We start from the raw sequence: 17,334 nt of genomic DNA on the forward strand, positions 1-17,334 counted from the left end.
TAAAAATTTAATAATGAACAATTTTATGAATCACAACTTAATGAAACTATCAGGAAAGCATATTTTGCTTTCATCAGTTTTTGTTACTGCTTTTTCTATTGGAATTCCTCAATATTTATTTGCGGGAAACAATGGACTGAATGTAGTACAACAATCTGGTTTTGTAAAAGGACATGTAGTAGACCAAAATGGAGATCCCATAATAGGCGCTACGGTAAAAGTAAAAGGAGAAAAGTCTGGTGCAGTTACTGATTTAGACGGAAATTTTATTCTGACTAATATAAAGGGTAGTGTATTGGAAATTTCTTATGTAGGCTATAAATCTCAACAGGTAAATTTTACTAATAATTCTACTCTTAAAATTACATTAAAAGAAGACTCAAAGGCACTGGATGAAGTTGTCGTTGTTGGTTTTGGAACTCAGAAAAAGATAAACTTGACGGGAGCTGTTAGCGTTGTATCTGGAGATGAAATTGCTTCACGTCCTGTTCAAAACGCTACTCAAGCTTTGCAGGGAGTTGTACCCGGACTCCAAATTTCATCAAAAAGTGGTACTTTGGATGCCTCACCCAATATTAATATACGAGGTACAGGTACCATAGGTCAGGGGTCGAGCAGTTCACCTCTAATATTAATTGATGGAATGGAAGGTGATCTTAATACTATTAACCCTCAGGATATTGAGAGTATATCAGTATTAAAAGATGCCGCAGCTTCATCAATCTATGGTTCTCGTGCTCCTTTCGGAGTAATACTTGTAACTACTAAAAATGGTGGAACAGGGAAAGTAACCGTAAACTATAATAACAGTTTCCAATTCAGTTCGCTTATACGTGCGAAAAAAATGATGAATTCGGTTGACTTTGCATCGTGGATGAATGATGCTGATTATAATAACGGCGATGGCGTATTTTTTGATAATGACAGGATGAAACAGATTGTGGATTATCATAATGCAACTCCTAGTGGATATGGACAACGCAAAACAGCAGATGGTAGGACTCTATATGCTATAGGTACGAGCAATAATCAAACATGGCAAGATGGCTATGGATACGGAATTGATGATGTAGATTGGTACTCTGAGGTATACAAGAATACAGCATTCTCTCAAGAGCATAATGCCAGTGTAAATGGTGGTGACAAGCGTTTTAGCTATTATGCCTCACTAAATTATCTTGATGATGGAGGTTTTATGAATTTTAATCAAGATAGTTATAAGCGTTATAATGGAACAGCTAAAATAGATGCACAACTTGCTAGTTGGGCTCGTATGAAGTATTCAATGCGTTTTACACGTACAGACTTTGAAAGACCGTCGGCTTTAACCAATGGCCTATATTCTGATATGGCTCGTCAGGGGTGGCCTGTTTTGCCCCTTTATGATCGTAATGGATATTTGTATTCTTCACCATCTCCGGCACTTGGACTTGCCACAGGTGGTAGTGATACTACCCAACAAGATACCCAATACCATCAGTTAGGGTTCGAATTTGAACCAATTAAAAATTGGATTACACACGTTGATTTCAATTATAGAATAATGAACGCTAACCGTCATTGGGACTCTCAACAAACATATAATCATGATGTAGCAGGTAATCCGATTTTATATAATACAGGTTCTAATGTTCATGAAGATTTGAAAAAAGAAAATTACCTTAATTTTCAGGTATATTCAGAGTATTCTGTTTCATTAGCAGAGAAACATAATTTTCATGTATTGGCTGGTTTTCAGACAGAACAGTTAAAGCAAACTGTTTTTGGATTGCAGCGTGATGGTATATTGGATCCTAGTAAACCTGAGGTTGATTTAACTTCTGGTTTGAGTTATCAGGGAATTGCAGTTACTCCTCCTGTAAATGGAGCACGTAACCAATGGCAGACAGCTGGTTTCTTTGGACGTTTTAATTATAATTATGATGAGCGTTATCTATTGGAGGCAAACCTTCGCTACGATGGAACATCACGTTTCCGTACTGATAATATGTGGAAATTATTCCCATCTGTATCTTTAGGATGGAATATCGCTCGTGAGAAATTCTTTCAAACATTATCAAAAGATATAAACACATTAAAGCTTCGTGCTTCTTATGGTTCTCTTGGCAATCAAAATACAGATAACTGGTATCAGACTTATCAGACTATAAGTTATTTGCCATTCGCCGGAACATGGTTACAGAATGGAACTAAACCTAACGTAACAAGTGCACCTAGTTTAGTTTCTACATCGCTTGGATGGGAAACAGTAGAGAGTTATGACCTTGGTCTTGACTTTGGAGCATTAAATAATCGTCTGACTGGAAGTTTTGACTGGTATGTGCGTAATACCAAAAATATGGTTGGTAATGCACCTGAATTACCTGCTGTTCTTGGAACCGCTGTTCCTAAAACAAATAATACAGACTTACGTACTACAGGATGGGAGCTTCAATTAGCTTGGCGTGATGCATTGAATAATGGCTTAGCTTATGGAATTACATTAAATTTATCAGATGCACGTACTAAAATAACGCGTTACCCTAATAACCCGACAAACTCAATAGACACATATATATCAGGACGTTACATTAATGAAATCTGGGGATATGAAACTGTAGGTATTGCTAAAAGTCAGGATGAGATGAATGCTCATTTAGCTACAGCAGACCAAAGTAGTATAGGCAGTAACTGGGGTGCCGGTGATATAATGTATCAAGATATTAATGGTGATAAAAAGGTAACCGCTGGTGCAAGAACATTGGCAGATCATGGAGACTTGAAAGTAATTGGGAATAGTACTCCACGTTATCTCTTTGGTATAAATCTGAATGCCAGCTATAAAGGCTTTGATGTAAGTGCATTCTTCCAAGGAGTTCTTAAACGAGATTCTTGGGTAGGCAACTCATGGGGTGGCCTTGAATATATGTTTGGTGCATCAGCTAGTGGACGTTGGTGGTGTTCTGGCTTGACATCTGTATCAGACTATTATCGTGATTCTAACTCTTGGTCTGTACAGAATGGTTATAAAAGCGAAAATACAAATGCATTTTTACCAAGGCCGGTATGGAGTGATAAAAATGTACAATGTCAGAGTCGCTATTTAGTTAATGCAGCATATATGCGTCTTAAGAACTTGCAATTAGGTTATTCTCTTCCAAAGTCATTGATATCAAATTGGGGAATAAATAATCTACGTGTATTCATGTCTGTTGAGAATCTATTTACGATTACAAGTGTTCCTGATCAGTATGATCCGGAAACAATTGGATTGGATATGGATAATAAAAATAATGGCTATCCTCTGAAGAAAACATGGGCTTTTGGTCTTAATATAACATTCTAAAAAATAAATAAGATGAAACTATATAAAATTCAAATATTAGCATTAGCATTCTCTGCTACTTTTGTTTCATGTAATGATTATTTGAAACAAGATCCACCATCATACCTGACTCCTGAAACTTTTTATACAAGTGAATCACAGATTCAGGCTGTAGCGAATCGCTTTTATCAAGATATAATACCAGGGCATGGCGCTTGGAATTATGGTACTTATACTAATGATAATAATACAGACAACCAGACGTCGTTGTCTCCAGACAATAAATTTGGAACCGGATTGTGGAAAACTTCAAATACAAATGATAGCTGGGATAAAACGAGTGATAATAATAACCCTATTAATAACGGAGGATGGTATAAAATACGAAATGTAAACTATCAATTAAATAGAACCTTAGCTAGTTATAAGGCTGGTTCTATATCAGGTACTGATGTAAATATACGTCAATATATAGGTGAATTATACTTTTTCCGTGCATATGCTTATTTTGATATGCTACAAGACTTTGGAGATTTACCTATAATTACAGATGCTATGTCTGATGATGAGACTATGCTGGTTGCTGCATGTAAACGTCGTCCTTGTAATGAAGTTGCACGCTTTATAATCAACAATGTAGATACAGCATTGACATATATGAAAGAGAATTTTGAGTCTAAGCATACACGTATTTCTACAGATGCAGCTCAGCTCTTCAAATCGCGTGTAGCTTTGTATGAAGGTTCTTGGTTGAATAACTTTAAAGGAACGCCATTCGTTCCATTAGGTCAAGGTTGGCCGGGAGCAGGTAAGGACTATAATAAAAACTATCAGTATCCTTCTGGTTCTATAGATAAAGAAATTGAGTACTTCTTTAAGGCTGCAGTTGAATCATCGCAGATTGTTGCAGATAAATATAAAGGGCAGTTGGTTACCAATACAGGAAAAATTCCTCAGTCTGTTAGTGATCCTGATAACCCTTATTTCAACATATGGGGTACTACAGATATGTCTTCTACTCCGGAAGTGTTATTATGGAGACAATACAGTAATTCACTTAGTGTGAATAATGATGTTGAGGTAGCTGTAGAATCAGGTAATATTGGTACAGGATTTACTCGTAGTCTGGTTGAAGGTTATCTTATGAAAGATGGTAAACCTATTTATAATTCAGGATATCAGTATGTAGATACTTCATTAGTATGTGTAGCAAAAAACAGGGACCCGCGTCTTACTGTTTTTTTGAAAGTTCCGGGGCAGATAAATTGCTTTAAGAATATGTCATCTTCTCAAGATCATTTTGTAGAAGTAGAACCTGTTCCAAATATCAAGAGTAAAACAGGAGAAAATGGTTATGTAACCGGATATACCATTCGTAAAGGAGGAACATTTGACAAGGCTCTTTGTGGAAATGGCGCAAGTTACAATGCCTGTGAGATATTCCGTGCAACCGAGGCTTTGTTGAATTATATGGAAGCCGAGTATATGCTGACTAATGATATTAATTCAGGTAAGATATTAGAGTATTGGAAAACTATTCGTGAGAAAGCAGGATTTGTAGGTTCCGCAACAGATCCATTAGTAACTATTAATGCTACTGATATGAGTAAGGAAACTAGAGATTTTGGAGCATATACAGCAGGGCAATTACTTACAGATAAGGTTTTATATAATATTCGTCGTGAACGAAGGAGTGAACTCCTTGCAGAAGGATTACGCGGTATGGACTTGCAACGTTGGCGTTCGTTTGACCAGCTGATTAATACACCTTGTCATATAGAAGGCTTCCACTTGTGGAATACGCCAATGCAGGGATGGTATACAGGACTAAAAGGTGATGGGTCTTCAAGTTCAAATGTTTCATCTCCTGATTTGAGTGAGTATTATCGTCCACATGAGATAAATATGGCTAATAATAACTTTAAAAATGGTCTTACATGGCATATGGCTCATTATCTACAACCATTGCCACTAAAGCAATTCTTGTTAACAGCTCCAGACCATGCTTCTGTAGATCAGTCTCCTTTATATCAAAATCCATATTGGCCAACTACAGCTGACCAACCAGCTGAAAAATAAGTTCATTAGGTTAATATTAAGTCAATAAAGAGCCAGTCTTACTGAATATTAGATTGGCTCTTTTGATTAATATAATTTATAGTTATCAATTATTCTGTGTATTTTTACATTTTAATAATTAAAATGAATGAGAAAACGTATAACGATATTATTGATATTTTTTTTTGCCAGAATTTATATATATAGTGCAAATGGGTATTTCAAGATTCTAGATAATACTCAAGGATTACCTGATAATACAATTAATTGTATATCTCAAGATAAACATGGATTTATATGGATTGGCACCTTTGGGGGATTATGCCGTTATGATGGTTTGTCATTAAGTGTATTTAAAAAAAATCCGAATGATATTTTTTCAATAATAAACGACAATGTACACAAAATATTGCCTGTTAATACGGGATTATATTTAGCAACAGACAAAGGTTTGGACTTTTATTCTTTTAGAGATGGACTTTTTCATCAATGTAGTGTAACATATAAAGGTCATATATCATTGATTAAATCAAGATTGAACTCTATTATTTATAACAAAGGCAATATTCTCGCTGCAGATGAGAATGGTATATTATATATAAAGAAAGGACCTGCTGAAAATTGTCAATTCGAAAGAGTTAACAGCCATAATAAAATATATGTAATTAGCAATTCTAAAAATCAAAATTTGGTTGCTATAGGTCATAATAAATTGTTTATATTGTCTTCTGATGCAAGACAAGTTTATTGTAGTTATGTAAAAAATATAGATATAACGTATAATCTTAATCTGAAATATAGTAAAAATACCGATCTGGTATACTTCGGAAATGGGATTGGACATAAGGGACTGGCATTTAAAATAATAAATCAGAAGTTGGAATTAGCTAATGATTATGTTCCTGACAATTTAATGGATGTTATAGACTATAAAAATAAGACAGTCTTTGCCGTAGATGGTGGAGGTATTATAATTAAAGACAGTAAAAAAATAATTAAATATATACCAGAAAATAGTAATATAAGTGGGGATGCTGCTTATTCCCTGTTTGCTGATAATAATAATAAACTATGGATTGGAACTTATAGATTTGGAGTAAATGTTTATTCTGAGAAACAATCTAAGTTTGAGATGCTAGATAAGGCCAACCATAGTATTACGTATGATATAGTAACAGCTGTCTTGGCCGACAAAGAGAATATCTTTATAGGTCTTGATGGAGGCGGACTTAATATTTATAATGTAATATCTAAGAAAACGAAGAGCTTTACAACATTTAATAGCAATATCGCCGGTAATAATGTTTTATCTATATTAAAGGATAAAGATGATATATGGATGGCAATATATACGAAAGGACTTGCTAGGTATTCTATTAAGAAATCTTGCTTCAAATTATATTCTATGCCATCTTTTGGTTTAGGTGATGAAAATAATGTTTGGACAATGTGTGATGACGGATTTGGCAACATATGGATTGGAGGTCCTAATATGTGTGTGTTTAATAAAAAAACAGAAAAGCTACAATTAATCAAGTCTTTGATAGGAGTTAATTGCTCTTCTGTACAAAGGAAAGGCAATTATATATATATAGGCTCAAATCATAATGGCATATATATTATTGACAGGCGTAATATGAAAATATTTAGGCATTATACTTCAAATTCAGGAAAAGTCCGTCTGCCGGGTAATGGCATACGATATATGTATGTAGATTCGCATAATACAATTTGGATATCAATGGCTTATTATGGATTATATTCAATAGATCTTAATACTAATAAGACAATTAAGCATGATTATAATGAAGGGTTGACAAACTCTAATGTTGTGTCCATTGCGGAAGATAAAAATGGACTATTATGGATGGGTACACTTAATGGCCTTTTTCGTTATGATCGAAAAGCACATACATTTGCCAGATTTGATATAGATGAGAGCATTTCATCTATATTTACATATAATGCAAGTTTGTTTGATGGGCATACAATGTTTTTTGGAAGTACAAAGGGACTAGTTTCTTTTAATCCTACTATTATTCGTTATAGACAATGCTACAATAATGTTAGTATAACGTCTTTAGAACTATTGAATAATGATAAGAAAATCTTTAATCTGTATGGCGGTTATATAAAAGATATCAAACTAGACTATGAACAGAATTTTTTTACAATTCATTTTTCAGTACCGGAGCTTGATGCACCTAACCGGATACATTTTTCATGTTATCTTAAGGGATTAGAAACTGGCTGGCGTGAACTGTCTGGAGCACGAGAAGTATCTTATACTAATGTTCCACCAGGTAAATATGACTTTTATGTGAGATGCACAGACAGCAATGGGAATTGGCTTAAACCAACAGTCTTTCATATCATAATTTCCCCTCCCTGGTGGAAAACCACTTTGGCTAGTATAATTTGGGTATTATTGATACTTATTATATTGTTTTCTGCGCTTAAGTTCTATTTATACGAATTGGAAATTAAGCATAATATGCGCATTAATGAAATAGAAAAAGATACGATGAAAAAACTTAATGATGCTAAGATGACTTTCTATACTAATATCATACACGAATTGCGTACGCCTGTTTTTCTTATATCTGCTCAGATTGAAGAACTTTTGGACATAAAGAAGTCAATTGTGAGTGTACCGTCATCGTATTTATATGCTATGTACAGAAGTTCTGCTAAGTTGAATAAATTGATAAGTCGTATTATTGATTTTCGCAAGGTAGACTCTGATAAACTAAAACTAGCTTTACAGCGTATGAATGTTGTGGCATTTTGTGAGAATTTGATAGAAGACTTTACTAACCTTTGTGAACAGAAAAATATATCATTTAATTTCATATGCGATAAGTCTGACATAGAATTAGACTTTGATACAGAAAAACTGGAAATGATAATCTCAAACTTAGTTTCGAATGCATTCAAGTATACAAAAGAAGGTGGTTATGTAACATTAACAATAGAAGAACAAGATGATGAAGTTCTTTTCTCCATAAAAGATGATGGTATCGGTATTTTAGAAAAAATGCGTGATACAATATTTGAAAGTTTCTTTCGGTCAGAACGGGCAGAAAAACAAAGCACAGGTGATGGTATAGGATTGTCTGTAGTAAAGAGTTTTGTGGAATTGCATGGAGGTTCTATTAATGTAGACAGTAATGTTGGAAAAGGTTCTAACTTTATATTTTCAATTCCTAAGAATATAAATGAAAAATATATAAAACAAGATTTAATGCCATTCGAGATCGAAGATAATATTAAACCAAAGCCTATTCTACCACAATTGCCAGAGAACCCTATGGCCACTCACACTATTCTTATTATTGATGATGAACAGCAAACCGTTGATTTATTAGAACGTAATCTGATATCTGATTTCAAAGTTTATAAGGCTTATGATGGTATAGAGGGATTAAAACAAGCTGAGAAAGTTTTGCCAGACATAATCATTTGTGATATAATGATGCCTAATATGGATGGACTTCAGTTTTTGACTAAATTAAAATCTGATAAGAAACTATCCAATATTAAAGTACTAATATTTACTGCAAAGACATCTGAAGAAGATATGCTTACTGCTTTTGATAACGGTGCAGATGCTTATATCACAAAACCTATATCCCTTAAGGTATTGAGAAAGAGAATAGATCATTTGATAGAACAGACGGATAATGCCAAACTTACTAATGCAATAACCGAAAAGGATAACAGCTATACAAAAGAGGAACAAATTTTTCTTTTGAAATGTCGTGAGATAATAGATGATAATATTAATAATGATGATTTCAATATTGATTTTCTTGCAGACAAATTGGCTATGAGCCATTCCTCACTTTATAAGAAGATAAAGCAGATGACAGGTATGTCACTTATTGAATTTATTAATGATTATAAAATATACAAGTCTGTACAATTATTTAAACAAGGCTTGACTAATATTGAGTCTGTCTGTGAAAAGTGCGGATTTAAAGATGTGAAGAATTTCCGTGAAATGTTTAAACGGAAAATGAAAATAACACCTAAACAATACGTGCAAAGCCTATAAAATACGAATAAGCCCCCCTTTTATACGTATATGTCTACGTTAGTTCGCATTTTATTATGTAAATTTGCAACGTAAACCATAATGTTTAAAATAAATCTATCTATATTATTACATGAAAAAGTTATTATTAATTTCAGCCGTTATCGGATTGCAGTCTTTCGCGTATTCTGCATTTGCGACAAATGTTGCTGCAAATCCTACGTTTACTGAATGGCATGACTTGCAGGTAAATGAGGTGAATCGCTTTCCTTTGCATTCAAATTTCTTCGCTTATGAATCTGAAAATGATGCTATTAAAGGGAATTACAAATCATCTGGAAACTATTTTGGGCTAGATGGCAGTTGGAAGTTCAAATGGGTTGCTGCCGCAGATCAGCGTCCTACAGATTTCTATAAAACTGATTATAACGATGCTGATTGGGGAACTATGCCTATTCCTGGTATCTGGAGCCTTAATGGTTATGGCGACCCAGAATATGTGAATGTAGGTTTTGCATGGCGTGGACACTTTAAAAGTAATCCACCAGATGTGCCTGTAAAAGACAATCAGGTAGGTAGTTATAGACGTGTTATAGAATTGCCGGCTAATTGGAATGGCCGTCAGGTAATAGCACATTTCGGTTCGGTAACATCTAGTATGTACCTTTGGGTAAATGGAAAATATGTAGGCTATACTGAAGACAGCAAGGTAGCTGCCGAATTTGATATCACACCTTATTTGAAACCAGGAAAGAACATTATAGCATTTCAGGTTTTCCGTTGGTGTGACGGCTCTTATGATGAAGATCAGGACTTTTGGCGTCTTGCAGGTGTAGCACGCGAATGTTATCTATATAGTAGAAATAAAACAGTACATCTTAATAATATACGTATAACTCCAGATCTTGATGCTAATTATCAGAATGGTATGCTTAATGTAAGTGCTTCTGTTGCAGGTAAAGCAAATGTCTCTTTAGAACTGAAAGATGCTCAAGGCAATACTGTAGCAAAGAAATACTTTATGAGCAAAAGTGGAGCTTCTGCACTTAATACTCAGATACCTGTAGCCAATCCCAAAAAATGGACCGCTGAAACCCCTTATCTTTATACACTAATAACTAATATCAAAGAAGGTGATAAAGTAGTAGAGTCTATACCTCAAAAGGTCGGTTTCCGTAAGGTTGAGATAAAAGGTTCTCAGCTGTTGGTTAATGGTAAGCCTATATACATAAAAGGTGCTGACCGTCATGAAATGGATCCTGATGGTGGATATGTAGTATCACGTGAACGTATGATACAGGATATAAAGTTAATGAAAAAGTTTAATATCAATGCAGTACGTACAAGTCATTATCCAAATGATCCAAGGTGGTATGACTTATGTGACGAATATGGTATTTATCTTTGTGCTGAGGCTAATCAAGAATCTCATGGTTTCGGATATAGTAAGGAAGCACGTGAGATGACTACTCCATTGTTTGCAAAACAGGTGTTGGAGCGTAACCAGCATAATGTATGCATGAATTTCAATCATCCTAGTGTTATAATCTGGTCTCTAGGAAATGAAACTGTTAATGGTGATAATTTCACAGCAGCATTTAAATGGATTAAATCACAAGATTTAAGTAGACCTGTACAGTTTGAGCAGGCATGGAAACTTGGAAATACAGATATTTACTGTCCTATGTATCTTAGTCAGGAAGGATGTGAAAAATACGCGCAGAGCAATGATCCGATAGATCAGAAGCCTTTGATACAATGCGAGTATTCTCATGCTATGGCAAACTCATGTGGAGGATTCAAAGAATATTGGGATCTGGTACGTAAATATCCAAAATATCAAGGTGGATTTATCTGGGATTTTGTAGATCAGGGATTGCACGCAAAGGATGCTCAGGGTAAGAGTATCTACAAATATGGTGGTGACTATAATAATTATGATCCGAGTGATAATAACTTTAACTGTAACGGACTTGTTAATCCAGATCGTATACCTAATCCGGAGCTATATGAAGTAGGGTATTTTTATCAGAACATATGGACAACACCGATTGACCTCAATAAGGGTATATTGAAAGTTTATAATGAGAATTTCTTTAAAGACTTGTCTGCCTATAAGTTGGTTTGGACACTTATGTCTGATGGGAAAGCTGTTCAGAATGGCGAAATAGAAAACCTTGATATAGCACCCCATGAAAGTCGTGAATATACATTGCCATATAATATGGAAAGCGTTCAAGGACAATCAGAACTTCTTCTTAATATAGATTATAAGTTGAAAAATCCTGAACCTCTTATGGATGCAGGACAGGTTGTGGCCCATCAGCAGATTGTATTGAGACCTTATGTTGCAAATGCTAATATAATGTCAGGAAAGCAGACTAATGGAAAGATGAAGTTGACTGATGATAACGATAAGATAGCCCTAAACGGCAATCAGCTTAATATAGAATTTAGTAAGAAAGACGGATATCTTAAACGTTACGATGTAAATGGACAGCCTATGTTAGGTGAAGAAGGTTCTTTGATACCTAATTTCTGGCGTGCTGTAACAGATAATGATATGGGCGCAGGATTGCAACATCAATATAAAGTATGGCGTAATCCACAGATAAATCTAGTTTCCATAATATCTAAAAAGGGCAAACAACCTTTAGTAACAGCAGTATATGATATGCCAGAGGTAAGTGCTAAACTTACATTATCTTATTTGATTAATGCTGATGGTACTATCAATGTAACTGAGAAGATGACAACAGACAGCACTAAAAAAGTTTCGGACATGTTCCGTTTTGGAATGGTGATGCAGTTGCCTAAACAGATGGATAAGAGTACCTTCTATGGTCGTGGACCTGTAGAAAATTACGCAGACCGTAAGTCAGCTCAGAACATAGGTATATATACTCAAACTGCAGATCAGCAGTTCTTCTCATATATACGCCCACAAGAGACAGGCACTAAGAGTGATATCCGTTGGTGGAAACAGACATCTTCATCAGACAATGGATTTGAGATAACATCTGTAGCTCCATTTTCAGCATCTGCTTTAAATTATGCTATTAAGGATCTTGATGAAGGAGATGAAAAACATCAGCGTCATTGCCCAGAGGTCCCCGTGTCTCCTTATGTAAATCTGTATATTGATATGGTTCAGGCTGGAGTTGGTGGTATAGACAGTTGGAGTCAGAATGCTATTGCTCTTCCAAAGTATCGTGTACACTATGGTGATAAGGAATTCAAATTCATTATATCACCAATATGTAATTCTCTAAATTAAAACTAGTCGAAAGAACATATATGTCCGCCGCAATCAGACTAAAAATGTTTGTGCGCGACGGACTTTTTAATTTTAGATACATGTAATTGTTGTTATTTTATACCCTTTGTCATTTTAAGATAATTGGAAGGATCGCTTACAAACGATTTCTTAAAACTTGTACGTAAAAATGCTTCTACATTAGATGGGTTAGAAAAAGGAGTATATATAACAAAAGGTAAAAAAATAGTCGTAAAATGAAAAAATATCTGATAATATTGATTACTCTTTTGTCTACATTATATACTAAGGCAGATAATAAAATCAAAATATATATAATAGAAACAACAAAATCAGAACAGACAATACAACATTTTGGAGCCAGCGATGCTTGGAGTATGCGTTTTATTGGTTTATGGCCTCAAGATCAACAGAATAAAATAGCTGATTGGCTATTTAGTATGGATTACGATTCAACAGGTAAACCTAAAGGAATCGGATTGTCAATATGGCGATTTAATCTTGGAGCAGGTTCTTTGGAACAAGGTGATAAATCTCAAATAAATTCAAATACACGTACAGATTGTTTCTTACAATCTGATAAATCTTATGACTGGAGCAAACAAGAAGGTCAAAGACATTTCCTGAAATTGGCTAAAGATAGAGGAGTATGCCATTTTTTAGCTTTTATGAATTCAGTACCGGTTTACTATACAAAGAATGGACTGGCTACAAATACAGGGCGTGGAGCTACAGCAAATATTAAAGATAAATGTTATGGTGATGTAGCACGTTTTGTTGCAAAGTCATTAAAAGGCATAGAACAACATGATGGAATACATTTTGATTATCTAAGTCCGGTGAATGAACCTGATGGCAGCTGGAACTGGTTAGGGCCAAAGCAAGAAGGTTCACCGGCAACTAATAGAGAGATTGTAAGGCTTGTTAAAGAAATCAGCAAACAATTTGTAAAGCACAATATTAAGACCCAAATAATAGTAAATGAAAGTTCAGATTTACGATGTTTAATCGGTATCCATGATACCGATTGGCAACGTGGTAATACAATAAATACATTATTTTCTAAAGATAGTACTAAGACATATATTGGAGCTACACCCAATATTCCCAATATTATGGCTGGGCATAGTTATTGGACTAATACACCTTTACAGTATATGAAGGATATTCGTTCAGCATTGAGAGATTCTTTGAGAAATAAAGGCCTAGGATATTGGCAGACGGAGATATGCATAATGAATAACGATCAGGAAATTGGCGGTGGTGGCGGATTTGATTTTTCTATGAAGACAGCACTATATGTAGCAAGAATAATACATCATGATCTCGTTTTTGCTGATGCACAGAGTTGGTCATGGTGGAGGGCTGTAGGAGAAGATTACAAAGACGGATTAATAAGAGCTTATAGCAGTGATGGCATGAAAAGCGGAAGTGTAGTCGACTCTAAATTGATGTGGGCTTTAGGTAACTATAGTAGGTTTATACGCCCAGGAGCTATTCGTCATGATATTATGGCCATAGATTCTGTTGGAAAAGAAATACCTGAAGGATATAATGATGTTAAAGGCATAATGTGTTCTGCATATTTGAATACAGATGGTAAATGGGTAGTTGTTGCAATCAACTATTCGGAACAATCAAAACCGTTTGCATTAAGTATGGATAATTCTGAAAGTATAAAATGGAAAATGTACAGAACTTCTGACGTAACATCTGAGAATCTTACTCCTGTTGATACATATGATGCATCTAATTGTAATCTTATTCCGCGTTCAATAACAACATTTGTCTCTGAATAAAAATAAACTAAAATATAATATGGAAATAAAAAAGACGATCAAAATCTGCTTATTAAGTTTTCTGTTATTATCACCTTTCATGCATGTTAATGCGTCAAACAATGTTAAGGTTTCAACCTTTGCGGTAGGTGAAAATACATTTCTTCTTGATGGACATCCATTTGTGGTAAAAGCCGCTGAGGTGCATTATCCAAGAATACCTCGCGCTTATTGGGAACATCGGATAAAAATGTGTAAGGCATTGGGAATGAATACGATTTGCATATATGTCTTTTGGAATATACACGAGCCGCAGGAAAATCATTTTGATTTTACCGGTAACAATGATTTGGCAGAATTTTGCAGACTTGTAAAGAAAAACGGAATGTACGTAATAGTGCGTCCCGGACCATATGTCTGTGCTGAATGGGAGATGGGTGGACTGCCATGGTGGTTGCTTAAAAAGAAAGATATTGCTTTACGCGAACAGGATCCTTACTTTATGAAGCGTGTAGAAATATTCGAAAAAGAAGTAGGTAAACAATTAGCTCCATTAACGATTCAGAACGGCGGACCGATTATTATGGTTCAAGTTGAGAATGAATATGGCTCGTATGGTGAGAATAAACCTTATGTGTCTGCTATACGAGATATTGTAAAAAAATCGGGATTTGATAAAGTAACTCTGTTTCAATGTGATTGGTCCAGCAACTTTACAAAGAATGGACTTGATGATTTGGTCTGGACAATGAATTTTGGTACAGGTGCTAATATAGACGAACAGTTTAAACTGCTTGGCAAACTACGTCCAAATGCTCCAAAAATGTGTTCTGAGTTTTGGAGTGGATGGTTTGATAAGTGGGGCGCACGTCATGAGACACGCCCCTCTTCCGAGATGGTTGCCGGAATTGACGAGATGTTGTCTAAAGGTATATCCTTTTCTCTATATATGACTCATGGTGGAACCAGCTTTGGGCATTGGGCAGGTGCTAATAGTCCTGGATTTGCTCCTGATGTAACATCCTACGACTATGATGCTCCAATAAATGAATATGGTATGCCAACTCCAAAATTTTGGGAATTACGTAAAACAATGGAGAAATATAATGATGGTAAGAAATTGCCTGCTGTTCCTAAATCTCCTATTAGTATAATAAATATACCTAAATTTAGTTTGTCAGAGCACTCTAATTTATTGAATGGCATGGATAGCATTGCTATTACAAACAATTCAGACAAGATGCTTACCTTTGAGGATATGAATATGGGGTGGGGATCTATGGTATATATTGCTGATCTACCAGAGACTAAGTCTAATAGCATTCTAACTTTAAATGAATGCCATGATTATTCCAGAATATTTATTAATGGTAAATACATTGGAACAATAGATCGAGTAAAGAATGAAAAATCAATAGAGTTGCCACCAATAGCTAAAAATTCAATGATTCAGGTATTTGTTGAAGGTATGGGTCGTATCAATTTTGGAAGAGCAATAAAAGATTATAAGGGTATAACAAAGGATGTAACTATTACAACCGATAATGGGAATGTACAAACTACCTACAAGCCAAAAAATTGGATTAATATACGCATTAAGGATGATTATACTCAGGCATTAAAGGCTTTTGAGATGAGCAATAAACAAATAGATTTGGTAATAGATAAAAGTATTTCTGTTTCTATGTTTAATGGGATTGAAAGCTTGAAGACAGAAAAATGGTTGGACAATATTAATAAACCAGGTTATTACAGAGGGTATTTTAATCTCAAAAAAGTAGGAGATACGTTCTTGAATATGGAGGCTTTCGGTAAGGGATTAGTATATGTTAATGGTCATTCTTTAGGACGTTTTTGGAACATAGGTCCACAGCAGACATTATATTTGCCTGGATGTTGGTTAAAAAAGGGGCGCAATGAGGTTATCGTACTAGACGTAATAGGTCCTAAAGGAAGTCCTGTATGTTATGGGCAAAATAAGCCGGAATTAGATAAACTGAATTTGGAACGCTCATCAAATATAAAAAAACCTGAATTGAAAAAAGAATATTTGGTAGCGAGTGGTAGTTTTGAAGCCGGCAATGGTTGGCAGAAAGTAAAATTCAACACACTATCTACTGGTCGTTATCTCGTTATAGAAGGATTAAATAGCCAAGAAGGTAAAGAAAAGGCCAGTATCGCTGAGTTGTACGCTCTGGATGCCAATGGTAAAAGGTTGAGTCGTGAGTCATGGACAATAAAGTATGCAGATAGTGAGGATGTATCTAATGGGAATAAAACAGCCGATAAAGTTTTTGATTTGCAAGAGAGTACTTATTGGGCTACGCAAAGTGGAGTTTCATTTCCTCATGTGCTAGTTGTTGATATGGGGTCTTCTAACTCAGTATCTGGTATCGAATACCTTCCAAGGGCTGAGCAGGGAGCACCAGGTAGTATAAAAAATTATAATATATATATAACAAACGATCTGTAAATTCATATCTATGCTTTTGATCTTAAATGTGACCATAAAATATATATAGTATATTTAAGGTCAAAAGCATATTTGTCGAAAAAGACATTAATGCTCATTCTATATTTATCTTGAATTGTGGAAGAGTATGATAACCGCCATAATTTATACCATTGATATTCTGTTATCCCGATGATGTTTCCGTCTTGATGTAGAACATCGGTTATATTTTTCTATAATCTGGTTAAAAAAATTGCAGAAATAATCTGCAATACAAAATATTTCTGTAATTTTGTCATTAGTAAATATTGTTGAATTTATTATTTATAGTTTAATGTTTTACAGCTATGAATTATAATATCTTTTGCTAATTAACAAATAATCAAGATATTATAATTAGTTGAATTGACATTAATCTTGCAAAGAAAA

General features: G+C 34.7%; 6 protein-coding genes. All 6 read left to right on the plus strand.

What is annotated here, in order from left to right:
- The first annotated feature begins 25 nt into the window (after window positions 1–25).
- The 6 genes from XYLOR_RS11930 to XYLOR_RS11955 all read left to right on the plus strand — a co-directional run bounded on the left by XYLOR_RS11930 (window position 26) and on the right by XYLOR_RS11955 (window position 16,926).
- On the plus strand, window positions 26–3,325 hold the full coding sequence (locus tag XYLOR_RS11930) for a SusC/RagA family TonB-linked outer membrane protein (protein WP_036879886.1): 3,300 nt from the start codon (window positions 26–28) through the stop codon (window positions 3,323–3,325).
- A gap of 12 nt (window positions 3,326–3,337) precedes the next feature.
- A complete protein-coding gene (locus XYLOR_RS11935; protein ID WP_036879888.1) occupies window positions 3,338–5,383 on the plus strand; it encodes a RagB/SusD family nutrient uptake outer membrane protein in 2,046 nt (681 codons plus the stop codon).
- Window positions 5,384–5,510: 127 nt separating this feature from the next.
- Window positions 5,511–9,419 carry a hybrid sensor histidine kinase/response regulator transcription factor gene (locus tag XYLOR_RS11940; protein WP_036879891.1) on the plus strand — a complete coding sequence of 1,303 codons (3,909 nt, stop codon included), beginning with the start codon at window positions 5,511–5,513 and terminating at the stop codon, window positions 9,417–9,419.
- 112 nt (window positions 9,420–9,531) lie between these two features.
- Window positions 9,532–12,675, plus strand: coding sequence for a glycoside hydrolase family 2 TIM barrel-domain containing protein (locus tag XYLOR_RS11945; RefSeq protein WP_036879894.1), 3,144 nt, complete (start codon window positions 9,532–9,534; stop codon window positions 12,673–12,675).
- A gap of 236 nt (window positions 12,676–12,911) precedes the next feature.
- On the plus strand, window positions 12,912–14,474 hold the full coding sequence (locus XYLOR_RS11950) for a glycoside hydrolase (protein ID WP_036879898.1): 1,563 nt from the start codon (window positions 12,912–12,914) through the stop codon (window positions 14,472–14,474).
- 19 nt (window positions 14,475–14,493) lie between these two features.
- Window positions 14,494–16,926, plus strand: a complete 2,433-nt coding sequence (locus XYLOR_RS11955; RefSeq protein WP_036879901.1) for a beta-galactosidase — start codon at window positions 14,494–14,496, stop codon at window positions 16,924–16,926.
- Window positions 16,927–17,334: the final 408 nt, after the last annotated feature.

The organism is Xylanibacter oryzae DSM 17970, from assembly GCF_000585355.1.
Classification (GTDB): domain Bacteria; phylum Bacteroidota; class Bacteroidia; order Bacteroidales; family Bacteroidaceae; genus Prevotella; species Prevotella oryzae.